Raw genomic sequence first — 24,933 nt, forward strand, 5'->3', positions numbered from 1 at the left:
AAATGAATTATTACTCATTAAACCATAAAGCGCCTAATTCAAGTTTTAAAAATGCTGTTATAAAAGGGTTAGCTCCAGACAAAGGCCTATACTTTCCTGAAAATATAACACCATTACCCAAGTCATTTTTTGACAATATCGATAATTTGCCATATTCTGAAATTGCATTTGAAACCATAAAACAATTTGTGTCGCCGGAAATTCCAGATGATGTTTTAAAAACGATTGTTGAAGAAACCTTGTCTTTCGATTTTCCTGTAGCAAAACTTAGTGATAATATTTCCACTTTGGAATTGTTCCATGGGCCAACTATGGCGTTTAAGGATGTTGGTGCGCGCTTTATGGCACGTTGTTTGGGCTACTTTAATCAAAATAACGATAAGGAAGTTACCGTTTTGGTGGCCACTTCTGGCGATACCGGAGGTGCTGTAGCCAATGGCTTTTTAGGCGTAAAAGGGGTTAATGTCGTCATTCTATATCCTAGCGGAAAAGTTAGTGATATTCAAGAGAAACAGCTAACTACACTGGGGCAAAACATCAAAGCCTTGGAAGTTAATGGCACTTTTGATGATTGCCAAGCAATGGTTAAAACTGCATTTTTGGATGAAAGTTTAACAAGCAAAATGCAGTTGACATCAGCTAACTCTATTAACGTAGCACGTTGGCTACCACAGTTGTTCTATTTTATTTTTGCTTACAAACAATTGCATAAACAGCATAAAGACATTGTGTTTTCTGTACCTAGTGGCAATTTTGGTAATATTTGCGCCGGTATGATGGCGCAACAATTAGGTTTGCCTATTAATCATTTTGTTGCTTCAAATAATGTAAATAACGTGGTAACCCGTTACTTAGTATCACAGTTATACGAACCAAAACCATCTATACAAACCATTAGCAATGCTATGGACGTTGGAGCACCAAGTAACTTTATACGCATCCAAGAAATCTACAGAAACAATTTTGAAACCTTAAAAAATAATGTTTCTTCTTACAGTTTTACCGATGACGAAACGAAAGAAGCTATGTTGGAGATTTACAACAGCTATGATTATGTGGCCGATCCCCATGGCGCTGTTGGCTATTTAGGTTGTAAGGAATATTTAAAGGAGAATCCTAATGCGCACTGTGTGTTTTTGGAAACAGCACATCCAACCAAATTTTTGGATGTTGTAGAGGAAGTTATTAACGAAAAGCAGCCTTTGCCCGAACAAATACAATCAGTTATGGGAAAAGATAAGGAAGCTTTTGTTATTTCAACATACGAAGACTTAAAAGGCTTTTTGTTGCGCAGTTAACGGTTCATTTCCAATGATAAACAGTAACTTCTATCTGAGCAAAACTGAACTGAACAAAAGCTGTTTGCTCACCCTCAGAAAGTTATTCTGAATCAAGGCTAAAGCGTTTCGGAAACAACAAAATATGGCATGCCATGTTTTTGCTACAGGAAAAAAATGTTCTGCTACCTTTGGATCGATAAAGAAACAGATGAACCTTATCTGCTTTTTGTTGAAGGCAGCTATTTGAACCATCAAAATTGGAAGCAGGCAACCGAAATAGAATGAAAATTTTCAGGGTGAACCCCAACAAAGATATTCCATTAAATACTATAGAAAATTTGTAGAAGAAAGCGTTAGACCTTTATAGAAGTGGTGCTATAGCTATCAAGTAGAAACATAAAATCCTCCCAAATTTATTGAGAGGATTTTACTCCAAAAACTAATGTTAATAACGGTTAAGTTATCAATAATTACCAGTTTAATTTAATCTTGGCTATTAATCAGTAAATCAAATGGTTAATTTTAATTGTTTCAATGCGAAATAATTTTATTTTTTTATAAAGATATTGGTGTAATACCATCTACCTTCTTCGTTTTTTTCAGCGGAAATATCAAAGTTTGTGTAATTTCCTTCTAAATTTTCTTTATGTGCTTCACTTTTAAGCCAGGCGTTTACAACAGATTCTGCCGAGCTATAGCCATAAGCCACATTTTCAGATACACTCTCTGCTCCGGCATGTGACTTTAAGTAATTGCTTCTAGTATAGAAGTTAGCGTGCGATACTTCACCCGTACCCACCATATAGTCGGTATGACTGAAAGCAACAGATTTTATAATATTCATGCCTTCAAGAGGACTTAATCCTTGAGAAAGTCTATGGTCGTTGATAAGATCAAGAATTTCAACTTCAATTGATTTGGCCTGAACGGAAACAAGATTCATTTCCACAGCTTCGGCCATGTCGTCTAGGTTGTCTGTTGAACATGAAGAAAATGTCAACACAGCCAATAGAGCCAATAACGGCAGTTTGATTGGTAACTTCATAGGTTAAGTCATTTAGATTTGGGATCATAAATTTATTTACCCTAATGACTATTTGAACTATTGAAGCTTTACAATTCGATGAACGACAAGCTTAAAATCGATGAAATACACAATACATCGATGTAATGCATTATAAAATTAAAATATGAGTATTTTAACGGTGTTTTATGGAGATAGTCGATTAATCAACCAATTATAGTCTTTTTGTAAAGTATACAGAATTCTATCGTGTAGCCTATTGGGGCGCCCTTGCCAAAATTCAATTTCAACAGGCTTAACAATATAGCCTCCCCAATGTTTTGGTCGTGGAATGTCCTTGCCTTCAAATTTAGTTTCCAATTTTGACAATTCCGATTCAAGGTATGCTCTATTCTTCACCACCTCACTTTGATTGGAAACCAAAGCACCCAATTGGCTTCCCCTAGGTCTCGACTCAAAATAGCCATCGCTTAAATTCTCTGCTATTTTTTCAGCCGTACCCTTAATTATAACTTGTCTTTCAGCCGCATGCCAAAAAAAGGAAAGACAAACGTTTGGGTTCGCCTCAATAGCTTTTCCTTTCTCACTTTTATAGTTGGTATAAAAGATGAAACCCTCATAGGTGTATTTTTTTAACAGTACTACCCTATTTTTCGGGTAACCGTCTAAACCTATTGTTGCTAAGGTCATGGCATTGGTTTCATCTTCACTAAAATACATATCCACTTCATAAAACCACTTTTGGAACAATTCCAATGGGTTTTCGGGTACTTCATGTGCACGCAACTCTCCTTTTTGGTAAGTTTTTCGGTAATTGCTTAAATCCTTATCCATACTTTAATCTTAGCAAATTATTGATGCTTTAGTGAAACCACTAATTTACTTAAAATGATTTATTAAATCTTTTTAGCAAGCCTTGAATAACTCATAAGTTTTGTAAAAATAAGTTAGAAGCTAAAACTCAAAAAACTTACCATCTTCAGCCAATTCAACGTTTTCAAATACTTCCTGGGCTTCTTTCTTGAACAAATTTAAGCTATCGTATCGTGTTGAATAATGCCCAAGAATCAATGTGCCTACATGCGCCTTTTTTGCAATTAATGCCGCTTGTTTTGCCGTGGCATGCTTGGTTTTTATAGCCAAGTGCTTATGTTGGTTTAAAAATGTGGACTCGTGATATAATACATTCGCATTTGCTATAATTGGAACAATATCCTCTTTATACATCGTGTCACTGCAAAACGCATAACTTTTGGGTTTTGGCCCTGGTTTTGTTACTGTTTCATTTTTTATCAGAATGCCATCTTCATTTTCAACATCAAAACCTTGAGTAAGTTTTCTGAAGTAGGCCACATCAATATTGGCTTTTTCGGCTGCTTTTCTGTTGAGCTTTCTCAGTCCTTCCTTTTCCTTAAACAAATACCCATTGGTATAAATTCTATGATCTAAAGGAACGGTATACACTTCAACCTTATCATCCTCAAATATCAATTCAGATTGCTTGGAAGTCAATTCATGAAATATCAAATTATAATTTGTCCATGAATCAGACAATTTCAATTGAAGCGTAACTACTTCCTTAATTCCTTTAGGCCCATAAACATGCAAGTCCGCTTCGCGCGTGAGTAACCGAAATGTAGAAATCAAGCCAACCAATCCAAAAAAATGGTCGCCATGAAGGTGCGAAATAAAAATATGCTTTATTCTATTGAATTTTATTTTATGTCTGCGCAATTGCACCTGCGTACCTTCACCACAATCGATTAAAAACATGTGATTATTAATCTCTAAAACCTGTGCCGTTGTATTGTTTAATGTTCTTGGTGTGGCACTATAACAGCCTAAAATGGTTAATTTCATAATATTGTATGTTGTAAAGCTGTTAAGTTGTTAAGTCGAAAAATCTACCAAACGACAAACAACTAAGCAACAAACATTAGAACCCTAAATCACGCTCCATTTCTTCCATTTCTATAATATCGTAAGCTTCTTGGGTGGTAGGAACAACAACAATTTCATCTGGAACAATGTCAAGGTCTATCTTGTCTGAAACGATTACAAAGGAATGCTTTGCGCCTCTGTGTTTGTTTGAAATTTGTAAAAACTCAACAATATCATCTAACCCCAAAGGTTTTAAGGAGGTTAAAGAAACAATAACATTATCGTTTTTAAACTTTGGATATAACTCTTTGAGTTTTTTAACCAGTTCTACAATCGTGGCTTTTTCTTGCGTGATTGTGGCTATATTTCCGTCTTGGTCTAAAATCATAATCTACTGTTTTATTTTTGACGCCAATAAGTATATAACGGCCATTCTAACGGCCACACCATTTTGAACTTGGTCTAGGATTATGGATTGTTTTGAATCGGCCACATCACTAGTAATTTCAACACCTCGATTTATGGGACCAGGATGCATAATTGTAATTTCCTTGTCCAAAGAATCGAGCAGTTCTTTGTTTACACCAAACTGTTGCGTGTATTCTCGTGTTGATGGAAAATAACTAATATCCATTCGCTCATTTTGCACACGTAACATGTTAGCTACATCACACCAATTTAATGCTTTACAAAGATTTGTTTCAACCTTTACTCCAAGCTTGTCAATGTATTTTGGCAAAAGTGTTTTTGGCCCACAAACCATAACTTCAGCACCTTGAAGTTGAAGTGCGAATATATTGGATAGCGCTACCCTACTGTGCAGAATATCGCCAACAATAACCACCTTTTTTCCTTTCACCTCTCCCAGTTTTTCCCTTATAGAATATGAATCCAGCAAGGCTTGCGTGGGATGTTCGTGGGCGCCGTCACCAGCATTTATGATTCGGGCATTGACATGTTTTGACAAAAATACTCCTGCTCCAGGGTTTGGATGGCGCATCACAACCATATCTACCTTCATGGACAAAATATTGTTAACCGTATCAATCAAGGTCTCTCCTTTTTTAACTGATGATTGTGCCGAAGAAAAATTAAGCACGTCAGCGGACAAACGTTTTTCAGCCAATTCAAAAGATAATTTTGTTCTGGTAGAATTTTCAAAAAACAGGTTGGCAATGGTAATATCCCTGAGCGAAGGCACTTTTTTAATGGGTCGGTTAATCACTTCCTTAAAATGATCGGCAGTTTCAAAAATAAGTTGGATATCCTGTTGGTTAAGATATTTAATTCCCAATAAGTGATCTACACTTAATTCGCTCATTCTATTTTATTTTTCAATTAAGTAAACCGAATCTTCTTTGTCGTGTTCTGCCCAGTTTACTTTTACTTTTTCGTTATTTATAACATCTACTTGACGACCTCTATAATCTGGCTGAATAGGTAAATGTCTACTAAAACGTCTATCTATAAGGGTTAATAGCTCAATTTCATTCGGTCTACCAAATGATTGTATGGCTGTTAAAGCCGCCCTGATACTACGTCCCGTATACAAAACATCATCAATAAACACAATGTTTTTATTTTCCACCAAAAAGTTGATTTTCGTTTTATTGGCTTCAAGCGGTTTGTCGCCTCTTCTAAAATCGTCGCGGAAAAAAGTAATATCCAAATACCCCAGTTGGATATTTTTCACTTTATAATCTTCCCGTAAAATTTTGGCCAAACGGTCTGCCAAATAAACTCCACGGGGCTGCAGCCCAATTAAAACAGTATCTGAAAAGTCGTTGTGTTTTTCAATAAGTTGACAAGCCAAACGGTGTAGAATGATGTTTACCTCTTTTGCGTTAAGTAAAACTTTTTGACTCATATAAATCCAAACGTATCTGGAAAACAAAGGTAATGTAAAATTTTAGAAGTTGAAAGATGTTTAGAGATATAAAGTTAATACGGATTTTTAACGAACCCATAGCTTCGCAACACTTGCATTGATAAACAAAAAGCCCCGCAAATTGCGGGGCTTTGTTCATTTAGGATGAATATAGAATCTAATTATTTTTTAGATTTCTTTCCGTCCATTTTATCCTTAAGCGCTTGTAAAGCATCGTTGGCATCTCCTAAAGTTGGTTTAGCTTCTGCTGCTTGAGCTTCAGCTTTTTTAACAGCTTGCTTCACTATTTTTGCTTCTTCAGCTTTAAACACAGCAGTATGCGAAGCTACAACACGTTTAAACTCTTTGTTGAATTCAATGATTTTAAACTCAGCTTTCTCTCCCTTTTTAAGTTTGCTTCCGTCTTCTTTTTCAAGGTGACGAGATGGTACAAAAGCAACGATGTCTTCATTAAACTCTACAGTAGCACCTTTGTCAACTATTTCAGAGATTTCAGCTTCGTGGGTTGTATCTAAAGCGAATTCAGTTTCATATTTATCCCAAGGATTGTCAGTAGTTTGTTTGTGACCTAAACTTAATTTACGTCCTTCAACATCCAACTCTAAAACAACAACATCTAATTTGTCGCCAACAGCGCAGAATTCAGATGGGTGTTTGATTTTCTTAGTCCAAGATAAATCTGAAATGTAAATCAATCCGTCAATACCTTCTTCCAATTCAACAAAAACACCAAAGTTTGTAAAGTTACGTACAATACCCGAATGTTTAGAACCTACTGGGTATTTACCAGTAATGTCTGTCCATGGATCCGGTGTCAATTGCTTGATACCAAGAGACATTTTTCGGTCTTCTCTATCTAAAGTCAAGATAACTGCTTCAACTTCATCACCTACAGAAACGAAATCTTGAGCAGAACGTAAGTGTGTTGACCATGACATTTCAGAAACGTGGATTAAACCTTCAACGCCATCAGCAACTTCAATAAATGCACCGTAATCTGCTATTACAACTACTTTACCTTTTACTTTGTCACCAACTTTTACCTCGTCTGCAAGAGCTTCCCAAGGGTGTTTGCTCAATTGTTTTAATCCTAATTGGATTCTTGATTTATCTTCATCAAAATCAAGGATTACCACATTAAGTTTTTGGTCTAACTCAACAATCTCGTTCGGATGATTGATTCTAGACCAAGAAAGATCTGTAATATGGATTAATCCATCAACACCACCAAGATCAATAAATACACCGTAAGATGTGATGTTTTTAACAACACCTTCCAATACTTGACCTTTTTCTAATTGGCCAATGATTTCTTTCTTTTGTTCCTCGATATCAGCCTCAATAAGTGCTTTGTGAGAAACTACTACGTTTTTGAATTCGTGGTTGATTTTAACCACTTTAAATTCCATTGTTTTATTTACGTACTGGTCGTAATCTCTAATTGGCTTAACATCAATTTGAGAACCAGGTAAGAACGCCTCGATGCCAAATACATCTACGATCATACCACCTTTAGTTCTGCATTTCACAAAACCGTTTACGATTTCGCCAGTTTCGTGTGCTTTGTTTACACGGTCCCATGCTTTAATTACACGCGCTTTTCTGTGAGATAATACCAATTGACCTGTAGCGTCTTCGCGTACATCAATTAATACCTCAACTTTATCGCCTACTTTTAAATTAGGGTTGTAACGGAACTCGTTTAAAGAAATAACACCTTCAGATTTTGCGTTGATGTCTATAATGGCATCGCGGTCTGTAATATGCACCACTACACCAGTTACAACTTCATCATCCAATGTGTCAACAAAGTTTTCCGCTACTAATTTTTCAAATTCTTTTAATTGTTTGTCATCAACTTCATCAATACCTTCTTGGTAGTTATGCCAGTTGAACTCTTTTAAGAATTTTTCAGGATTTGCTTGAGCTTCAGATACTTTTGGAGCTTCGGCAGCTTGTGCTTCAGTTGCTACAACTTCAGCTTGGTTTTCGTTTTCAGCCATGTGCTGATTAATAATTTGTATTCTGTATGCCTCGGAAGTTTTAAGCGATTAACACACAGAAGTGTTATTTTTAGTTTAAATACTGCTCCTTCTATTTTTCCGACGATTCGCTAAAAGGAGTGCAAAATTAAACAATTTTATTATAATTACCTAAAAACGAGAAAATAAAAACAATTGTGACTTTGTATTAATTCTTGTGTCTTAAAATTGAAAGAAATCTTAATATTTTAATAAAACTTTTAATACAAGAAATTAATATATTTAATACTCATTAAAAAATTAATAATTATGGCAGTAAAAGAAAAATATCAGCCTGTTTTAGATCTGGGGGAACAATTGAACATTCAAGATGGTGACGTTACGGTTGAAGGCGACATCCTTAAAATTAAAGGCACCGCTAAAACACAGTACGAAAAGAATATACTTTGGGACAAAATAAAGGAAATTGGAGGCGAAAATCCAAGCGACATCAAGGCTAACATTAAAGTGGCAGACGAAAGTGTTTATGCCCGACATATTGTTAAAAAAGGTGAAACCTTAGGTAAAATAGCCAAGCACTATTACGGTAATGCCGCAAAATACCAAGCCATATTTAAGGCCAACACCAATATTTTAAAGAACCCAGATTTAATTTATCCGGACCAAGAATTGGTTATTCCAAATCTATAAGATTCAAAAACATTGAAGCATCAAGCGAAACTGCAAAAGTTTCGCTTTTTTTATTTTATTACATTTGAAAAGCATTCTTTTTAAACCTTATGGAAGCACCAACCCTGGAAAATCATCGTGTAAAACTAACGCTATTCGGCATGGGCAATTACAAGCATTTAACCGATATTGCCAAAGAAAGCAATTTAGTGCAATACTCCCCTAGTAAAATTAATACGCCTGAAGATTTAAAGGAATACGTTCAAGAAGCTGTTGACGCCTATTACCATAAAACTGCCATACCCTTTATTGTTTTTGATAAGAAAAGAAAAGCCTTTGCTGGTTGCACTCGTTTCGGGTTAATCAATTGGCACAATAAAGTATTACATATTGGCTGGACATGGATCGGCGACGCATTTCAAGGTACGGGACTAAATAAACACATGAAGTTTTTAATGCTGCAATATGCCTTTGAAACCCTGAAATTTGATAAAGTTGAATTTCGGGTTGATGAGCGCAACATAAAATCTAGAAAAGCCGTTGAAAAACTGGGTGCCAAACTGGAAGGTATTTTACGTAAAGACACGTTGATGTTGGACGGTTTTAAACGAAGCACCTGCTGTTACGGTATTTTAAGCGAAGAATGGGCGAAAATTAAACGCACTGTTTTTGGTGGGTTTTAGGGTATTGCGCTTATCAATGATAATTAAAAACTAGTTATCAACAATTTAGCCCGTAAGCATATTTTTTCTAATTTTAAAGAAACCTAAACAGTTATGCAAGTAGATATCCAAAAGCAATTATTAAAACAGCGCAACAAGCACAACAAGGGCGTAGATATTTTACAACAGGTGCAAGAGGTTTTGGCACAAGATTTCGCCCACGAAACTTCTATTCAAAACGCTTTGGCAGATAACACAACTAACCTTGAACACAACACCTTGAACCTAGATTTGCTGGAAACCAACAGGATTTTCCATATTGAGGATATTAAAAATATTTGTATTACCTACCGTTTACGTTTTTTGGAAAGCCATTTGTTTAAAAACGATATCCCAGCTGAAGCTATTCGTAAAATAAAACAAATGGAAAAAGCGCACAACACTACCCTAGGCGGTTTTAAAATTATGGCACCCAGCAAATTGTTCCGTTTAGAAAACTACGACGACCCTTTACTTTTTGCGCCCATTGGCAATGGCTATTACTATTTAATCCACAAATGGGGCAAAGATTTAAGCGTGTGGCGCAAATGGCTTATGTATCCGTTTAGAAACCTGGATACCATTATTGTAAGTACCGTTGTGGCGGCCATTTTAATTGCCCTTAGTTTTCCAGAAAGCTATTACCACCCCGATTATAAAACCACGCAATTTATCTTTCTGTGCTTTTTTTGGTTTAAGGTTATTGGGTTCTGCCTCATTTTCTTTGGGGTAAGCCGTGGCAAGAATTTTAATTCCGCTATTTGGGATAGCCGATATGTGAATCATTAAAGAACAGGAGACCTATATTCTATTTTCGGTTTTTTTATACATACATTCGGCCAAAAAGCACACGAAAACAATAGCTGCAGAAACCACGACTCCTATGAAATTTGAGGCATATTGTTGGTTTATTAAAACAATTGAAGCCACAATACACAGTACAAAACCAATTAAAGGAATGGTTTTATTGCTTTGTGTTTTCTTTGACAATCGATAGCCTGCTAAATTAACTATGCTAAAAATGATTAAAAAACCAACACTTCCCGCCGTTGAAATACTTTCCAAGTCAAGCGTATTCACCAAAATTAAGGTCGCTACTGAGGTAATCAACAAGCCAATGGGTTGGTTCCATAATTTAAAGGTGAAATGTTCCGGTAGTTCGTCGTCTTCAGCAATCTCATAATTCACCCTGCTGCCTCCGTAAAGCGAGGCGTTAATGGCTGAAAACGTTGAAATTAATGCTGCAATGGTGATAATGGTAAATCCAATACTGCCTAACATCGGTTTTGCGGCTTCGGCCAAAACATAATCTTCGGCTGTTTTAATTTTATCAAAAGATAACGAACCTACCGTTACCAAAGCAATAACAACATAAAGTACAATTACGAAGATTACCGAATAATAATAGGCTTTTGGAATATTTTTATCGGGATTTATTAGATTTCCGGCAACATTTGCTATTAGCTCAAAACCTTCATAAGCAACAAAAATAACCATCCCACCAGCAAACAATTTTACAGGTGCTTGCCAATTAGAAATTGCCAACTGCGTTAAATTAGGATTACCAAACAATCCGTAAACACCAATGGCCACAAAAGCCAAAAGAATAATTAACTTAATGATTACGGCAAAGGATTCTATTTTCCCAACAACAGCAATGCTGTAATAGTTGATGGCTGTAGCAAAAATAATGATGAAGCTGCTGTAGATATGGAAATCGACACTTTTATCCTGAGTGATTTCCCATAAATTGGGCGCATATGAGCCAAATGCCGAAGCATAAAGAGATAACATAATCATGTAACTGACCCACAGCAGATTGTTTATACCACCACTAAAGACAGATTTTCCAAATCCTTGGTTGATAAATTTAACCGTACCACCACTTTCAGGATATTTTTTGGACAAATGAACATAACTGTAAGAGGTAATCAATGCCAAAAGACCCGCCAATAAAAAAGCGATTAGTGTACCGCCCTGCGCTAATGAAACGGCCAACCCCAATACGGCAAAAATGCCACCGCCAACCATGCCACCAACACCTATGGAAATGGCATCCTTTAGTTTTATTTTATCGCTCGTTTATACTGCAATTATAGCTTAGATCAATACCCACCACGTATATGTTGGTGCACTTGGGTTTCATAAAGTTTCTTTAACTGTTCGTGTATTTGAGGTGATAAATGCTCTAAATTTGAAACCACGGCATTACCAATAACTTGTTTTGGCGAGCTTGCCCCAGGAATGATGGTGCTAACCGCATCGTGGTCCAATATCCAACGCAAGGCCAATTGCACCATAGTTAAGTCATCAGGGAGGATGTCTTTCTTAATAGTTTCAACAAGTTCTAAACCTTTTTTAAAAGGCAATCCGGCAAACGTTTCACCCACATTAAAAGACTCACCATCTTTATTGAAATTTCTATGGTCGTTTTCTGGAAATTTAGTTTCAGCATCAAACTTCCCGGTCAGCAAACCACTGGCCAATGGCAGTCGGACAATAATCCCAACTTCCTTTTCTTTTGCTTGAGGCAATAACTCTGAGACTAATTTTTGCCTAAAGATGTTAAAAATAACCTGCAAGGACAGCAAGCCTTCTTGCTTCATACAAATTAGTCCTTCCTCTACCGTTTCAACACTGGCACCAAAATGTTTGATGAGTCCTTCAGTTTGTAAATCGCGCAGCCAATTAAAAACTTCTCCATCTTTTAAATATTGGGTAGGAATGCAATGCAGTTGCAACAAATCCAAAGCATTCACCTGTAAGCGCTGTAAAGAACCTTCCACGGTTCTTCGCAAAACATGTTTTGAATATTTATCGGGATAAGCATTTCCTGCCCTTCCAAACTTGGTTGCCACGCGGATATGCGCGTCGCATGTTTTTAAAAATTCGCCAATAAGGGTTTCACTTTTGCCGTTACCGTAAACATCGGCCGTATCAAAAAAGGTGATGCCATTATTAACAGCTTCATCTAAAATATCGAACGCTCTATCTTTGGAAATAGCTTCGCCCCAATCAGCTCCCAATTGCCAGCAACCTAAACCGACTTCACTCACTTTAAAACCTTTTTCACCTAATATTCTTTTTTTCACACGTTTGAATTTTATTAATTACCTGATTATAAATTAATTATAAAATTAAGAACATGTGTAACCACCACGTTCTCACATTAAAAATTTTAAACATTCCCTTTTGTGAATGTACTTTTAAAATTTATTTATGCTCGTTTTATCTATTTAATTTTTTGCAGCAACTTATTTTTCAGATATTCTAAATCGTATTGATAAAGATTCATTAAAATTACATTTATTAAATTGAAAATATCCTTTAAAATGAAAATGTTTGTCTTAATCATGACTTTGTGTTTTAGTGGTTATTGTCAGGCCCAATTCATATCCGTGGGCGATGAATTGCTTTTTGGAGCAGCATATTAATATCGGGCACCACCTATGGTGTAGTGTACACCGCAACAAAGGACAAGAAAAAAACGTTTTAGTATAGTTTTGGTGCTTCGGTACTTACTGGTGTTGCCAATGAAGCTGTGGATAGCCAAGAGGAAAATAATAAGTTTTATACCGGAGAGGTCATTGCCACAGGAATTGGCGGACTAGTGTAAGCACAACTTTAAGCCTATTTGTTGGGAAAAAGAAAGACAAAAGACGTGAGGAAATTGCTTTGGTTAACTAAATAATATTTTAGTTTGGAATAAGTTCATAATAATTTTTATTTTGAGAATAAAAAAGCATGATTGTTGAGTTTAAAAGTTCATCAATCATGCTTTTCGCTATTAATCTTACACCATAAATTTACGGTGTTAATACGGCTGTAATTACATGAATAACACCATTTGTAGCCTGAACATTTAATAAACCAGGAACTAGCATGGCACTGTCGTTGATAGTTAAGGTTTCTAAATCCAAATCAAAATCTCCGTTAAGGGTAGTTACAGAGCCGCTAGATAAATCACTTGAATATACACGACCTTCAACAACATGATATAATAAAATAGGAGCTAAATCATCAGCTGTTAAGCTATTAACCACTTCTATGGCCTCATCAACAGTTGAAACCCCAAGAAGATCTATAAAAGCTTGATTTGTTGGGGCAAAAACAGTTAATTGGTCAAATGGACCGTCACCCATAAGTACTCCTGCTAAATTAGCCTTTGTTGCTGCAGCTAACAAAACTGAAAACTCAGGGGCAAAACTACTAGCCAATTCAACTAAATTTTGAGTTGGAGGAAATAAAATGTCGTCAATCGCATGAATCACTCCATTACGAGCTTCAATATCTGCTATAATTACATTAGATGAATTAATCATAACGCCAGAATCCAAATTAACTTCAATAGCGGCACCATTTAATGTTGGCACTAATCCGTTTGATAAATCAGTACTAAAAACCATACCTGCAACGACATGATATAATAGGATATCTTTGATGCCCGGAAATGAACCTATGTTCTTTTGGTCTAGACCATATTTTGCAAATGCAGCATCGGTTGGTGCAAATACAGTTAATTGATTTGATGATACCGTTCCTGCCAATTGGGTTTTGGCCAAAGCAACGCTTAAGGTCTTAAAAGTCGGTTTCTTCTCTATTTTTTCATTTGATTTTAGAGAACCAGCAGATGAAGATTCGTAATTTTTTAGTACATCAACGATTGATGGCTTTTCTATTGAGTCATTTTGAGGCACGACTGCTTCGTTACTACAGGAAAATGTAAAAATTGATAAAACAAAAATAAGTATCATGGAAAGCAAGGTGGTAGAAGTCTGGGGTTTCAAATAATGGACAGTTGTTTTCATTTTATTGTTTTTTGTTTAATGTTATTTAATTTTAGTTAAACATAATAATATTGTTTAACTTTATGAAATATTTATTAAACAAAAAGACGAACCGTATAATATAATCCACCAAAAACCTAATTTGTGAGAAAAAAGAAAGAGTCAGCCAACTAAACGACTAATAATCTGTTTTGTAGGAAGAATTCGGGTCGTGTATTCTATACTTGGACCAGCAACCCAAACGGTCTTGTATGTTGCTTGTTTTGCAGCTTTTTCGGTAGCCCGCATACCAATTGAAAACCGAATCATCTTCACCCATTTTTTAAGCTTCTTGTTTTTATTCAAAATAGATTCAAGCCACGTTTGTTTCGTTCCTATTTTTTGCACGTAAGGTGTGTTTATAACGGTGCAAGGCGTGCCTGAAATGCGCTCGGTCATGACAATATCATCGGCTCCATAATCCACACAAGCTTGTTTGTATTCTTCGGTAACATTGGCTTCCTCCGAGGCTATAAACGGACTTCCCACAGAAACCCCGGCTGCACCATAGCCCAACATTTTATCAACATCGGCCTTGCACCCTACACCACCAGCAGAAATAATGGGAATATTGCAATGAACCTTTAATTCTTTGATTAGTTTTTCAGGAGCAATGTTTCCACGATGTCCTCCTGCCTCATTGTTTACAGCAATTATGGCATCTGCCCCCAAATCTTCCACCTTTTTGGCAAAGTTTAAATCTACCACATCACAAAACACCTTGATACCAACTTCATGCGCGCGATTAATGGTTTCGGCAGGATTGCCCAATGACGTAATGATAAAATCACAGCCTTCTTCACAAATCACATCCAACTGCCCTTTATATTTTACGTTGGATTTGTTTACAATGAGATTAAACCCAAACGCCCCTCCTTTTGGCTTGGCGGCTTTTAACTCTCTCAAAGCTACTTTCAATTCATCGAGTGTTCGGTAATTCAGTGCAGGAATACAACCCGCAATACCACTATTCATGGCTTCTTTTACCATGGCCACATTGGAAACCAAAAACATGGGCGCTTGAATTATTGGATGCTTAATTTGGAGTAATTTAGTTAGTTCGGTTTCCATAGTGAAATTGATTTCAACAAATATATAAAATATTATGCGTGCATAATACTTGATTATTAATTAGTTGCAAAATTATACTATACAAATTTATAAATATCTGATTGCATGATATTTATCATGTTTTTATTATGCGTGCATAATTATTTTTGACAATCAAATTTATTAATTGTATTACCATGAAAAATCTATTTTTAGGTGTAATGACTTTAGTTGTTGTCATTAAAGCCTATTCACAAACTATTAACTTGCCTGAAACAATAATTACTATTAATTCAGATTATTTAAACGCCATAAATTTAAACGATTCTAACTTTTATGTAGCAAAGTTAGAACAGGCTTTGTTGAATTATAATCATTCTGACATATCGGAGCTTTATGATGATAAAAATGATATCTATAATGTGTCATTTAAACTTCCTGAGGCTGAAATAGTTGCTTCTTTCAACAAAGATGGAAAAATAGTAAAAACCTTTGAAAAATATAACAACATGCCTTTACCACTTGTTGTTATGAAAACCATTGCCGAAAAATATCCCGGTCATGGTATTATAGAGGGTGTTTACCTTATTAAATACTACAGCCAAAAAGAGATACTACAACAAGAGTATAAAATTAAACTCAAAAACAACGATAGTATTCTTACCGTTAAAATCAATGAAAAGGGAGAGTTTATCTAGTTGTCAAAACGGTAATACCCACATTTTAAATAGGCCCCTTCAAGAAAACCGATGGGGTGGTCAATATCATGAAAGGTTTGCAGAATAAGGTCAAATCTCCTGTTCGTGCTATTTAAAACTTGATGATTAATATCAAAAAATTCTTGTGAAACCACACGGGATGAACAAGACGCCAAAACCAATAAACCATCTCTTGCCGTCAGTTTTTCACCCAATTCAGCCAATTGAGCGTACTTTTTTTTTGCCAATTCTATTTCCGAAGCTTGTTTGGCAAAACTAGGCGGATCAATCACAACCACGTCAAAAGTAGTTTTCGTTTCAATAAGCTTATTGAGTTCCTCAAAAGCGTCGCCAGCAATGGTTCTATGGATTCCTGAATAATCATTTAATTTTCCATTTTCAATGGCAATTTCCAAAGCTTGTTTGCTGACGTCTAAACTGGTCACTTCCTTTGCCCCGTTTGCCAATGCATGCACCGAAAAACCGCCTGCATAGCTAAATACATCCAAAACTGTTTTGTTTTTGCTCCACTCACCCACTTGCCTTCTGTTGGCCCGATGATCTAAAAAGTAACCTGTCTTATGGCCCTTAATTACATTGGCTGAAAAGTTTATGCCGTGTTCCACAAACTCCACAACCTCATTTTCAAGTATTCCGTAAACAACCTCCCCGTCTTTTAATTGATTTGATTTCGAGTTTTCTAAACTTCGACTTAACCGAATAACTACCGTTTGGGCTCTGGATGTTTCTTGTAAACTAGGAAGAACAGTTTCTAAATAAGGTAACCAAATTTCAGAATATAGTTTTACCACCAAAACAGAGGCATAGACATCGGCTATTAATCCAGGAAAGCCATCGTTTTCACCAAATATTAAGCGATAACTATTGGTGTCTGTTTTTAATAAAGGTGCCCTTTTATTGAAGGCTTCCTTAATTTTCCTTTGAAAAAACGTGGCGTTGATTTCAACTTTTTCAGCTCCACTATGAAGCATTTTTATTTGGATTGGCGAATCAGCATCATAAAAACCCAAACCAATTACCCGATTTTTGCTTTTACTAAATATAATGGCTAAATCGCCAGTTTTGGCATCTTCATTTATTTTGGTAATGCTATTTGAAAACACCCATGGATGACCTTTTAACACAAATTGTTCGCCCTTGGCATTAAGCTTAATAGCCAGTCGCTTTGGGATGTATTGAGATTTAATCTTATCTGAAAAAAGCATTACAATATTTTGCTTGCAAAGAAACTAATTTATTTGCCATTTCTCCATCCCGCTGATATATATCATTGCGAGTGCCGTATTTAACAAATAAATTTAGACTATTAACCTTAAAATCTTTGTATCATGAAAAAATTAATTTTTAGTCTGATTGGTTTTGGCCTTTCTCTAGGAATGTATGCACAAATACAATTACCTGAGGTAGAAATTACGGCCGTAAACTACAAATACCTGAACAGCGTTGATAGCGGAGACAATGATTTGTCGGTTCAGATGTTGGAAGAACAAGTAGCCATGTATGATTTGAAAAATTCTGATCTTTATAGTGATGAATATGATACTTATACGGTATCGTTCTATATTCCACAAGGAAAGATATTGGCTGCTTACGATAAAAATGGAAAAGTAATACGCACCATTGAAAGATTTAAAAATATAAAACTTCCAAAAGATGTACGCAATGCACTTGCCACCCGATTCCCAAATTGGGATTTAGACAAGGATGTATATTCAGTTACTTACCATACCGTAGGACCTAATGTAAAAAAACAATACAAGGTGAAACTTACCAACGGCGATGAAGTTGTTAGAGTAAAAATAAATGAAGAAGGTGATTTTCTTTAATTAATTAACACCTTGAAAACAAAAAGCTCAACCATTTTGGTTGCGCTTTTATTCACTTATCAAAACCTAGACATACAAAAACCAATTTATTTCTCTGCTTATTGATTAAGTGAAGGTTTAATCATCCCTGATATATCATTGCTGGGGCTGTTTAAAAAAATAAATTTAAACTATTAACCTAAAAATCTTAAATCATGAAAAAATTAGTTCTAAGTCTGATTATTTTTAGCTTGACATTTGGGATGTATTCTCAAATAGAGCAACTATCTGAAGTGATTATTGCGCCATTAAACTACAGATACTTGAATGCTGTAAACACTGAAGACACAGATTCGGCTGTTAAGTTGTTAGAAGAAAAAGTAGCGATGTACGATTTGAAAGGCTCTGAACTTTATGATGATGAGTATGAAACTTACACTGTATCTTTTTATATTCCTGAAGGAATAATTTTAGCAGCTTATGACAAAGATGGTAAGGTAATAAGAACTATTGAAAAATTTCAAAATGTAAAATTACCAATAGCCGTACAAAATTCTATTAATAGGAGATTTCCAAATTGGAAGTTAGAAAAGGATATATACTTCGTTACTTATCATTTGGACAATGATGATGCCAGCAAGGTAAGAAAACAATATAAGATGACACTTAGAAATGATGATGAAGTTATTAGAATAAAAGCAAATGAAGATGGTGATTTCCTTTAATTAATTACCATCTTTAAAACAAAAAGCGCAACCAAAATGGTTGCGCTTTTTTCTTTTATCATAAATCTTTAGATATTAAGCTTATTTTACTTCTTCGAAATCTACATCTTCTACATCACTGCTCTCTCCTTGACCATTTTGACTGGCATCAGGTCCTGGTTGAGCTTCGCCACCAGCTTGTTGTGCTTCCGCTTGTGCTTTGTACATTTCTTCTGAAGCTACTTTCCAAGCTTCGTTTATTTTATTTAAAGCAGGCTCTATAACTGCAATATCTTTGCTTTCATAAGCTTTTTTCAATTCTTCCAGAGCATCCTCGATTGGTTTCTTTTTATCATCTGATAATTTATCGCCAAACTCTTCCAATTGCTTTTCCGTTTGGAAAATCATAGAATCTGCTTCATTCAATTTTTGAGCTTTTTCAGCTGCAGCTTTATCTGCTTCTGCATTAGCTTCAGCATCTGCTTTCATTTTTTGAATTTCTTCCTCAGTCAATCCAGAAGAAGCCTCAATTCTGATATCTTGTTTTTTACCAGTTGCTTTATCTTCGGCAGACACTTTGATGATACCATTGGCATCAATATCAAAAGTTACTTCAATTTGAGGTGTACCACGTCTTGCTGGTGGAATACCATCTAAGTGGAAACGTCCAATAGTTTTGTTATCGGCTGCCATAGCTCTTTCACCTTGTAACACATGGATTTCTACAGAAGGCTGATTATCGGCCGCAGTTGAGAAAACTTGTGATTTTTTAGTTGGGATGGTTGTATTTGCCTCAATTAATTTGGTAAATACGTTACCCATAGTTTCAATACCAAGAGATAGTGGAGTGACGTCCAATAACAATACATCTTTTACATCTCCGGTTAATACACCACCTTGGATACCAGCGCCTAAAGAAACAACTTCATCTGGGTTAACACCTTTGCTTGGTGCTTTTCCGAAGAATTTCTCAACCGCAGCTTGTACCGCAGGAATACGCGTAGAACCACCTACCAAGATGATTTCATCAATATCACTTTTGCTTAAACCAGCTGCTTTGAGTGCAGATTGGCAAGGCTCAATAGTACGTTTCACTAAATCGTCAATTAATTGTTCGAATTTAGAACGTGTTAGCGTACGTACCAAGTGTTTTGGTCCACTGGCTGTAGCCGTGATATATGGTAAGTTGATTTCTGTTTGAGAAGAAGAAGATAATTCAATTTTGGCTTTTTCAGCAGCTTCTTTTAAACGTTGAAGAGACATTGGGTCTTTTCTTAAATCCATACCTTCTTCAGCGTTGAACTCATCTGCCAACCAGTTGATGATTTTTTCATCTACATCATCACCACCTAAGTGTGTATCACCATCGGTAGATAATACTTCAAAAACGCCATCACCTAATTCAAGGATAGAAACGTCGTGTGTACCACCACCAAAGTCGAATACCACTATTTTTTGGTCTTTTCCTTTTTTGTCCAATCCATAAGCCAATGCAGCAGCAGTAGGCTCATTGATAATACGTTCTACTTTTAAACCAGCAATCTCACCAGCTTCCTTTGTAGCTTGACGTTGACTGTCGTTAAAATAAGCAGGCACAGTAATAACAGCTCTAGTTACATCTGTTCCTAAGTAATCCTCAGCCGTTTTCTTCATTTTTTGAAGAATCATAGCTGACAATTCTTGAGGCGTATATAAACGTCCGTCTATATCCACACGAGGTGTGTCGTTGTCACCTTTTACTACTTTATAAGGAACACGTTCTGCCTCTTTTTTAGATTCAGAATATTTATTACCCATAAAACGTTTAATAGAATAAACAGTTTTTAAAGGGTTGGTCACTGCTTGTCGTTTTGCTGGGTCACCAACTTTAATTTCGCCACCTTCCACGAAAGCGATTACAGATGGTGTTGTTCTTTTACCTTCAGCATTAGGAATAACTACAGGCTCGTTACCTTCCATTACCGAAACGCAAGAGTTGGTTGTTCCTAAATCGATTCCAATAATTTTACTCATAATATTTTTATTAATTGTGTTGAATGTTCGTTTTAATTGTCGGTTTGTATAAGTCAATCATTATGCCAACAAAAAAATGCTGACACAGTGTCAGCATTTTGATATAAAATATATAATAGTTCTTTATTTTTCACAGGTTGAACGTCGCCGCGTGTCAATTAAATAAATGATTTTCCATTGTTCACCATCTTTAAACAGTTGAAACGAATTTACCCCACAATGACTAAAAGTGTCATTAAACCAAAACTCATATGGTGTCCAAGCATTGGCCATATTACCATCTACTTGAATGCTATAATCCAATAAACGTTCATCCCATTTTTGGTCATCTGGTCTATTAGCAATGGCATTAATGAGTTTTTCAGGTTCGTCCGTAACTAAAATAGCTTTGCCTTCCTTGCTTTTATAGGCTGTTTGTAATAGAACTTTATCCATCATAACCGATTTCATTAACGTTGTATCGCCCTTATGAAAGCCTTCAAAAAAGGTATCTACTGCTGCTTTAACTTCAAATTCCTGACTGGTTTGACCAAAAATTGCTGAGGTGATTAATAGTGCCAAATAGAATATTGCTCTTGTCATCTTATTTAACTTTTGGACTAAATTAATTGATGTACAACGATATAGAACCCTTTTAAAGAAAAGTTTAACAGTATCTTCTTATTTTAGTACTTTTACGGTCAACCAAGAACTAAACATTTCCTGAAAAATGAAGCATTTTTTCCTTTTACTTACTCTTGTCGTATTAACTTCTTGCCAGCAAACCACCAAACAAGAAACTAAAAACAGCAATACTGATTTATTTCCTGATGGCACCGAAATCCCAGAATGGTTTAAGGATGATTCAAAAATAGACCCAACTTCTCTCGGAAAACAATATATCATTACGGACTATGAAGTAAGTACCGATAGCACTGTGGTTCAAACAAAAGCCATACAAAATGTCATTGATGAAGCGTATAGAAATGGCGGAGGCGTTGTGGTTATTCCAAAGGGCACTTTTTTAAGCGGTGCGTTGTTTTTCAAGCCCAACACACATTTACACGTGGTAAAAGGCGGAACTTTAAAAGGCTCGGACAATATTGAAGATTATCCTTTTTTGCCATCAAGGATTGAAGGTCAAAGTATCGAATATTTTTCTGCATTGGTTAATGTCAAAGCCGTTGATGGTTTTACTATTACTGGTGATGGTATTATTGACGGTAATGGTTTAAATTATTGGAAAGCCTTTTGGCAAAGACGTAAAGAAAACCCAAAATGCACCAATCTTGAAGTGTCACGCCCACGTTTGGTGTTCATTTGGAAATGTAATAATGTACAAGTGCAGGATGTGCATCTTCGCAATTCCGGGTTTTGGTCCAGTCACTACTACCAATGCAATAATGTAAAAGTGCTTGATTTACGCATTACATCACCACATGAGCCCATAAAAGCGCCAAGCACCGATGCTATTGATATTGATGTGTGCTCTAATTTTTTAGTTAAAGGTTGTTATATGGCTGTTAATGATGATGCCATTGCACTTAAAGGCGGTAAAGGCCCTTGGTCTGACAAAAATGCCAGCAATGGAGAAAATACAAATATCATCATTGAGGATTGCGAGTTTGGTTTCTGCCATTCTGCCCTAACCAACGGTAGTGAATCTTTGCACAATAAAAATATTGTTATGCGCAATTGCAAGGTTAGTGAAGCAAAACGATTATTGTGGCTTAAAATGAGGCCGGATACACCCCAACATTACGAATATATTACTGTTGAAAACATTACCGGGCAAGCCCACAGCTTCATTTATATTAAACCATGGACACAGTTTTTCGACTTGAAAGGCCGTGAAGATGTGCCACTATCCTATTCCGATCATATTACCATGAGAAATATTGATTTAAAATGTGATATTTTCTACGATATGAAAATCACGGAATACGACAAACTTTCCGATTTCACATTTGAAAATATAAACGTTGAAGCCGAGGATGGCACCTATGATAAAAGTATTATTGATGGCCTAACCTTTAATAATGTTAAGGTAAATGGAAAGCTTATTGAATAAAATTGCATTCAATCATAATCACAAAAATCAAGACATATGTCAGTAGCAAATAAAGAGTACAAGCGCATCACCGTAAAAACATTGGTTGACATGAAAGCCAATGGCGAAAAGATTTCTATGCTAACGGCATACGACTATAGCATGGCCAAAATTGTTGATGGAGCAGGCATTGATGTGATTTTAGTTGGTGACTCGGCCAGTAATGTTATGGCGGGGCACGAAACCACATTGCCCATTACGTTAGACCAAATGATTTACCATGCTTCCTCGGTCATTAGAGGCATTGAAAGATGCTTGGTAGTAGTCGATTTACCCTTTGGAAGCTATCAAAGTGACCCTAAGGAAGCGCTTCGTTCGGCCATTAGAATTATGAAAGAAAGCGGTGCGCATTCGGTAAAAATGGAAGGAGGTAAAGAAGTTAAGGACTCTATAAAACGTATTTTGAATGCAGGTATTCCTGTTATGGGGCATTTGGGTTTAACACCACAATCCATTTATAAATTTGGCACATATTCCGTTCGTGCCAAAGAAGAAGAAGAAGCTGAACGTTTATTGGAAGACGCCAAAATGCTTGAAAAAATTGGCTGTTTTGCCATTGTTCTTGAAAAAATTCCAGCGGCTCTTGCTGAACAGGTTGCCGATAGCGTTAGTATCCCAATCATTGGTATTGGTGCAGGCCCTGATGTGGATGGCCAGGTTTTAGTGCTTCACGATATGCTTGGGATGACCCACGAATTCAATCCAAGGTTTTTAAGAAGATATTTGCACTTATATGAAGATATGACTAAAGCTATATCTCAATATGTTGATGATGTAAAATCTAGGGATTTTCCCAATGAAAGTGAGCAATATTAACTTTAACAGATTTGACTATAAAAAGGAGGTGTGAAAAATTAAAATTAGTAAAAAAACATATATTTAAATGTTAGCTATCTAACATTTAAATATATGTTTTTAAGATAGTTTTGATGTCATTAATCATAAACTATGTATCATGAAATCAACAATCTCATTCTTTTTATTAATAGGATTATTAATGACCAGTATTGGCTGTTCAAGCGAGTTAGAAACTACTACCCCTACTGCCAAAATCAGCAATCAAGAACTTATTCAATATTTAACAAAAGTTTCTTCAAGCAATGGCTTAGCCAGTAAATCAAATAATGCCGAAAATTCAAAACTTGATGAACCTCCAATTTGGGGCGATTGCATTTTGTATTCAGGACTTGTTGTTCCTGCCACATTTAAACCAACAAGTGGAAATTTTGATGAATTATATGTCATGCCAGAAGCAATGTTTTATGGAGGCATCCCATTAATTTCTGATTCCAAACCTGGCGATAAGGACTATAATGGAGGCCGTTGGCATTTAAATGTTTTAAAAGCAGGAGTTGACCCAACAAAATATTCCGAGGCGTGTTCTGTTGAATCTTTAAATGTTACAGATTTTCATTCAACCGACATGTATTTTGAATGCCCTATGCGGCCAAGAAAAAATTAAATATAACATTACGTTTTCATTGAAACGAGAATGCCTTAGGTATTCTCGTTTTAATTTAGAATAATAACCCTTTAAATTATTAAATGATTATTTTTACGCGCCAACAAAACCAGAATATTTCAAAATATGAAAGTGGTCTCCAATAGTTTCAACCTGCAAGTGCTATATGAAGACAACCATATCATCATTGTAAACAAACGGGCAGGCGATATTGTGCAAGGTGACAAAACAGGTGACAAACCCTTAAATGATGTGGTTAAAGGCTATATAAAAAACAAATACAATAAACCCGGAAATGTTTATCTGGGCACTGTACACCGCTTGGACAGACCAACTACAGGCCTGGTTATTTTTGCCAAAACAAGTAAAGTCCTACCGCGATTAAACAAACTATTTTTATCAAAAGACATAAAAAAGACCTACTGGGCGATTGTAAAAAATGCGCCACCAAAAAATGAAGATACCCTGATTAATTGGCTAAAAAAGAATCCAAAAAACAACAAATCTTATGCACATCCAAAAGAAGTTGAAGGCAGCAAAAAAGCCATTCTGCATTACAAACTATTGAAAAAGTTAGATAATTATTTTTTGCTTGAAATTAACTTGGAAACAGGTAGACACCATCAAATTCGATCTCAACTTTCCCAAATTGGATGCCCAATTAAGGGTGATTTAAAATATGGTTTTGACCGGAGTAACAAAGATGCCAGCATCCATTTGCACGCCAGACATATTGAATTTATTCATCCTGTAAAAAATGAACCCTTGACAGTTACGGCACCGTTACCAGACGACGCAATTTGGAATGCTTGTTTGGTTTAAATCCTTATATTTATAAAA

25 protein-coding genes are annotated in these 24,933 nt (G+C 35.8%); 11 read left to right on the top strand and 14 right to left on the bottom strand.

Going from position 1 to position 24,933, the window contains the following annotated elements; all coding sequences use genetic code 11:
- The first annotated feature begins 2 nt into the window (after window positions 1-2).
- Window positions 3-1,298, top strand: coding sequence for a threonine synthase (gene thrC / locus ACB104_RS15140; protein WP_370480069.1), 1,296 nt, complete (start codon window positions 3-5; stop codon window positions 1,296-1,298).
- Between the two features lie 529 nt (window positions 1,299-1,827).
- Here the strand turns inward: thrC and ACB104_RS15145 are convergent.
- The 7 genes from ACB104_RS15145 to rpsA form a co-directional block, all read right to left on the bottom strand.
- A complete protein-coding gene (locus tag ACB104_RS15145; RefSeq protein WP_370480071.1) occupies window positions 1,828-2,325 on the bottom strand; it encodes a CAP domain-containing protein in 498 nt (165 codons plus the stop codon).
- 165 nt (window positions 2,326-2,490) lie between these two features.
- Window positions 2,491-3,138, bottom strand: coding sequence for a pyridoxamine 5'-phosphate oxidase (gene pdxH / locus ACB104_RS15150; RefSeq protein WP_370480072.1), 648 nt, complete (start codon window positions 3,136-3,138; stop codon window positions 2,491-2,493).
- Window positions 3,139-3,258: 120 nt separating this feature from the next.
- Window positions 3,259-4,164 (bottom strand): ribonuclease Z, encoded by a 906-nt coding sequence (locus ACB104_RS15155; protein ID WP_370480074.1) that lies wholly within the window; start codon window positions 4,162-4,164, stop codon window positions 3,259-3,261.
- A 76-nt stretch (window positions 4,165-4,240) separates the two neighbouring features.
- Complete coding sequence (locus ACB104_RS15160) at window positions 4,241-4,573, bottom strand: ribonuclease Z (protein WP_370480076.1); 333 nt, start codon at window positions 4,571-4,573, stop codon at window positions 4,241-4,243.
- Between the two features lie 3 nt (window positions 4,574-4,576).
- A complete protein-coding gene (locus ACB104_RS15165; RefSeq protein ID WP_370480077.1) occupies window positions 4,577-5,506 on the bottom strand; it encodes an aspartate carbamoyltransferase catalytic subunit in 930 nt (309 codons plus the stop codon).
- Window positions 5,507-5,512: 6 nt separating this feature from the next.
- Window positions 5,513-6,052, bottom strand: coding sequence for a bifunctional pyr operon transcriptional regulator/uracil phosphoribosyltransferase PyrR (gene pyrR, locus ACB104_RS15170; RefSeq protein WP_370480079.1), 540 nt, complete (start codon window positions 6,050-6,052; stop codon window positions 5,513-5,515).
- A gap of 182 nt (window positions 6,053-6,234) precedes the next feature.
- The gene (gene rpsA / locus ACB104_RS15175; RefSeq protein ID WP_370480081.1) at window positions 6,235-8,076 is read right to left on the bottom strand and encodes a 30S ribosomal protein S1; all 1,842 of its coding nucleotides are present in this window, start codon (window positions 8,074-8,076) and stop codon (window positions 6,235-6,237) included.
- 288 nt (window positions 8,077-8,364) lie between these two features.
- Between rpsA and ACB104_RS15180 the strand changes: the two genes are divergently transcribed.
- The 3 genes from ACB104_RS15180 (at window position 8,365) to ACB104_RS15190 (ending at window position 10,214) form a co-directional block, all read left to right on the top strand.
- The gene (locus ACB104_RS15180) at window positions 8,365-8,745 is read left to right on the top strand and encodes a LysM peptidoglycan-binding domain-containing protein (RefSeq protein ID WP_370480083.1); all 381 of its coding nucleotides are present in this window, start codon (window positions 8,365-8,367) and stop codon (window positions 8,743-8,745) included.
- Between the two features lie 89 nt (window positions 8,746-8,834).
- The gene (locus tag ACB104_RS15185) at window positions 8,835-9,407 is read left to right on the top strand and encodes a GNAT family N-acetyltransferase (RefSeq protein ID WP_370480085.1); all 573 of its coding nucleotides are present in this window, start codon (window positions 8,835-8,837) and stop codon (window positions 9,405-9,407) included.
- A 93-nt stretch (window positions 9,408-9,500) separates the two neighbouring features.
- Window positions 9,501-10,214, top strand: coding sequence for a hypothetical protein (locus ACB104_RS15190; RefSeq protein ID WP_370480087.1), 714 nt, complete (start codon window positions 9,501-9,503; stop codon window positions 10,212-10,214).
- Window positions 10,215-10,226: 12 nt separating this feature from the next.
- Here ACB104_RS15190 and ACB104_RS15195 read toward each other — a convergent pair whose 3' ends face one another.
- From ACB104_RS15195 to ACB104_RS15210, 4 genes are all read right to left on the bottom strand, one after another.
- Window positions 10,227-11,495 (bottom strand): APC family permease, encoded by a 1,269-nt coding sequence (locus ACB104_RS15195; RefSeq protein ID WP_370480190.1) that lies wholly within the window; start codon window positions 11,493-11,495, stop codon window positions 10,227-10,229.
- 35 nt (window positions 11,496-11,530) lie between these two features.
- Entirely contained in the window at window positions 11,531-12,517 is a 987-nt protein-coding gene (locus tag ACB104_RS15200; protein WP_370480089.1) for an aldo/keto reductase, read from the bottom strand.
- A gap of 714 nt (window positions 12,518-13,231) precedes the next feature.
- Window positions 13,232-14,233, bottom strand: a complete 1,002-nt coding sequence (locus tag ACB104_RS15205; protein ID WP_370480091.1) for a fasciclin domain-containing protein — start codon at window positions 14,231-14,233, stop codon at window positions 13,232-13,234.
- 141 nt (window positions 14,234-14,374) lie between these two features.
- Complete coding sequence (locus ACB104_RS15210) at window positions 14,375-15,322, bottom strand: NAD(P)H-dependent flavin oxidoreductase (RefSeq protein ID WP_370480092.1); 948 nt, start codon at window positions 15,320-15,322, stop codon at window positions 14,375-14,377.
- 176 nt (window positions 15,323-15,498) lie between these two features.
- Here ACB104_RS15210 and ACB104_RS15215 point away from each other — a divergent pair, with 176 nt between their 5' ends.
- Entirely contained in the window at window positions 15,499-15,999 is a 501-nt protein-coding gene (locus ACB104_RS15215) for a hypothetical protein (protein WP_370480094.1), read from the top strand.
- Here ACB104_RS15215 and ACB104_RS15220 read toward each other — a convergent pair.
- Window positions 15,996-17,225: a class I SAM-dependent rRNA methyltransferase gene (locus tag ACB104_RS15220; RefSeq protein WP_370480096.1), complete on the bottom strand. Its 1,230-nt coding sequence runs from the start codon at window positions 17,223-17,225 to the stop codon at window positions 15,996-15,998. The two genes, ACB104_RS15215 and ACB104_RS15220, sit on opposite strands and share 4 nt — an antisense overlap.
- Window positions 17,226-17,348: 123 nt before the next feature.
- Between ACB104_RS15220 and ACB104_RS15225 the strand changes: the two genes are divergently transcribed.
- Entirely contained in the window at window positions 17,349-17,846 is a 498-nt protein-coding gene (locus tag ACB104_RS15225; RefSeq protein ID WP_370480098.1) for a nicotinate-nucleotide adenylyltransferase, read from the top strand.
- 194 nt (window positions 17,847-18,040) lie between these two features.
- Window positions 18,041-18,550, top strand: coding sequence for a nicotinate-nucleotide adenylyltransferase (locus ACB104_RS15230; RefSeq protein WP_370480099.1), 510 nt, complete (start codon window positions 18,041-18,043; stop codon window positions 18,548-18,550).
- A gap of 81 nt (window positions 18,551-18,631) precedes the next feature.
- On the opposite strand, the gene dnaK is transcribed toward ACB104_RS15230, so the two are convergent.
- Both dnaK and ACB104_RS15240 read right to left on the bottom strand, forming a co-directional pair.
- Window positions 18,632-20,542: a molecular chaperone DnaK gene (gene dnaK, locus ACB104_RS15235; RefSeq protein WP_370480101.1), complete on the bottom strand. Its 1,911-nt coding sequence runs from the start codon at window positions 20,540-20,542 to the stop codon at window positions 18,632-18,634.
- Window positions 20,543-20,665: 123 nt separating this feature from the next.
- A complete protein-coding gene (locus tag ACB104_RS15240) occupies window positions 20,666-21,124 on the bottom strand; it encodes a nuclear transport factor 2 family protein (protein WP_370480102.1) in 459 nt (152 codons plus the stop codon).
- Window positions 21,125-21,251: 127 nt separating this feature from the next.
- Between ACB104_RS15240 and ACB104_RS15245 the strand changes: the two genes are divergently transcribed.
- The 4 genes from ACB104_RS15245 to ACB104_RS15260 all read left to right on the top strand — a co-directional run bounded on the left by ACB104_RS15245 (window position 21,252) and on the right by ACB104_RS15260 (window position 24,915).
- Window positions 21,252-22,592, top strand: coding sequence for a rhamnogalacturonidase (locus ACB104_RS15245; RefSeq protein WP_370480104.1), 1,341 nt, complete (start codon window positions 21,252-21,254; stop codon window positions 22,590-22,592).
- A gap of 36 nt (window positions 22,593-22,628) precedes the next feature.
- Window positions 22,629-23,447 (top strand): 3-methyl-2-oxobutanoate hydroxymethyltransferase, encoded by an 819-nt coding sequence (panB, locus tag ACB104_RS15250; RefSeq protein ID WP_370480106.1) that lies wholly within the window; start codon window positions 22,629-22,631, stop codon window positions 23,445-23,447.
- Window positions 23,448-23,586: 139 nt separating this feature from the next.
- Window positions 23,587-24,093: a hypothetical protein gene (locus ACB104_RS15255; protein WP_370480108.1), complete on the top strand. Its 507-nt coding sequence runs from the start codon at window positions 23,587-23,589 to the stop codon at window positions 24,091-24,093.
- Between the two features lie 126 nt (window positions 24,094-24,219).
- Window positions 24,220-24,915 carry an RluA family pseudouridine synthase gene (locus ACB104_RS15260; protein WP_370480109.1) on the top strand — a complete coding sequence of 232 codons (696 nt, stop codon included), beginning with the start codon at window positions 24,220-24,222 and terminating at the stop codon, window positions 24,913-24,915.
- Window positions 24,916-24,933: the final 18 nt, after the last annotated feature.

The organism is Tamlana flava (genome assembly GCF_041287255.1).
Lineage (GTDB): Bacteria > Bacteroidota > Bacteroidia > Flavobacteriales > Flavobacteriaceae > Tamlana > Tamlana flava.

Bases quoted from the DNA above. Each gene is read 5' to 3' on its own strand.
- thrC (WP_370480069.1), top strand. From the start codon at position 3: ATGAATTATTACTCATTAAACCATAAAGCGCCTAATTCAAGTTTTAAA.
- ACB104_RS15145 (WP_370480071.1), bottom strand. From the start codon at position 2,325: ATGAAGTTACCAATCAAACTGCCGTTATTGGCTCTATTGGCTGTGTTG.
- pdxH (WP_370480072.1), bottom strand. From the start codon at position 3,138: ATGGATAAGGATTTAAGCAATTACCGAAAAACTTACCAAAAAGGAGAG.
- ACB104_RS15155 (WP_370480074.1), bottom strand. From the start codon at position 4,164: ATGAAATTAACCATTTTAGGCTGTTATAGTGCCACACCAAGAACATTA.
- ACB104_RS15160 (WP_370480076.1), bottom strand. From the start codon at position 4,573: ATGATTTTAGACCAAGACGGAAATATAGCCACAATCACGCAAGAAAAA.
- ACB104_RS15165 (WP_370480077.1), bottom strand. From the start codon at position 5,506: ATGAGCGAATTAAGTGTAGATCACTTATTGGGAATTAAATATCTTAAC.
- pyrR (WP_370480079.1), bottom strand. From the start codon at position 6,052: ATGAGTCAAAAAGTTTTACTTAACGCAAAAGAGGTAAACATCATTCTA.
- rpsA (WP_370480081.1), bottom strand. From the start codon at position 8,076: ATGGCTGAAAACGAAAACCAAGCTGAAGTTGTAGCAACTGAAGCACAA.
- ACB104_RS15180 (WP_370480083.1), top strand. From the start codon at position 8,365: ATGGCAGTAAAAGAAAAATATCAGCCTGTTTTAGATCTGGGGGAACAA.
- ACB104_RS15185 (WP_370480085.1), top strand. From the start codon at position 8,835: ATGGAAGCACCAACCCTGGAAAATCATCGTGTAAAACTAACGCTATTC.
- ACB104_RS15190 (WP_370480087.1), top strand. From the start codon at position 9,501: ATGCAAGTAGATATCCAAAAGCAATTATTAAAACAGCGCAACAAGCAC.
- ACB104_RS15205 (WP_370480091.1), bottom strand. From the start codon at position 14,233: ATGAAAACAACTGTCCATTATTTGAAACCCCAGACTTCTACCACCTTG.
- ACB104_RS15210 (WP_370480092.1), bottom strand. From the start codon at position 15,322: ATGGAAACCGAACTAACTAAATTACTCCAAATTAAGCATCCAATAATT.
- ACB104_RS15215 (WP_370480094.1), top strand. From the start codon at position 15,499: ATGAAAAATCTATTTTTAGGTGTAATGACTTTAGTTGTTGTCATTAAA.
- ACB104_RS15220 (WP_370480096.1), bottom strand. From the start codon at position 17,225: ATGCTTTTTTCAGATAAGATTAAATCTCAATACATCCCAAAGCGACTG.
- ACB104_RS15225 (WP_370480098.1), top strand. From the start codon at position 17,349: ATGAAAAAATTAATTTTTAGTCTGATTGGTTTTGGCCTTTCTCTAGGA.
- ACB104_RS15230 (WP_370480099.1), top strand. From the start codon at position 18,041: ATGAAAAAATTAGTTCTAAGTCTGATTATTTTTAGCTTGACATTTGGG.
- dnaK (WP_370480101.1), bottom strand. From the start codon at position 20,542: ATGAGTAAAATTATTGGAATCGATTTAGGAACAACCAACTCTTGCGTT.
- ACB104_RS15240 (WP_370480102.1), bottom strand. From the start codon at position 21,124: ATGACAAGAGCAATATTCTATTTGGCACTATTAATCACCTCAGCAATT.
- ACB104_RS15245 (WP_370480104.1), top strand. From the start codon at position 21,252: ATGAAGCATTTTTTCCTTTTACTTACTCTTGTCGTATTAACTTCTTGC.
- panB (WP_370480106.1), top strand. From the start codon at position 22,629: ATGTCAGTAGCAAATAAAGAGTACAAGCGCATCACCGTAAAAACATTG.
- ACB104_RS15255 (WP_370480108.1), top strand. From the start codon at position 23,587: ATGAAATCAACAATCTCATTCTTTTTATTAATAGGATTATTAATGACC.
- ACB104_RS15260 (WP_370480109.1), top strand. From the start codon at position 24,220: ATGAAAGTGGTCTCCAATAGTTTCAACCTGCAAGTGCTATATGAAGAC.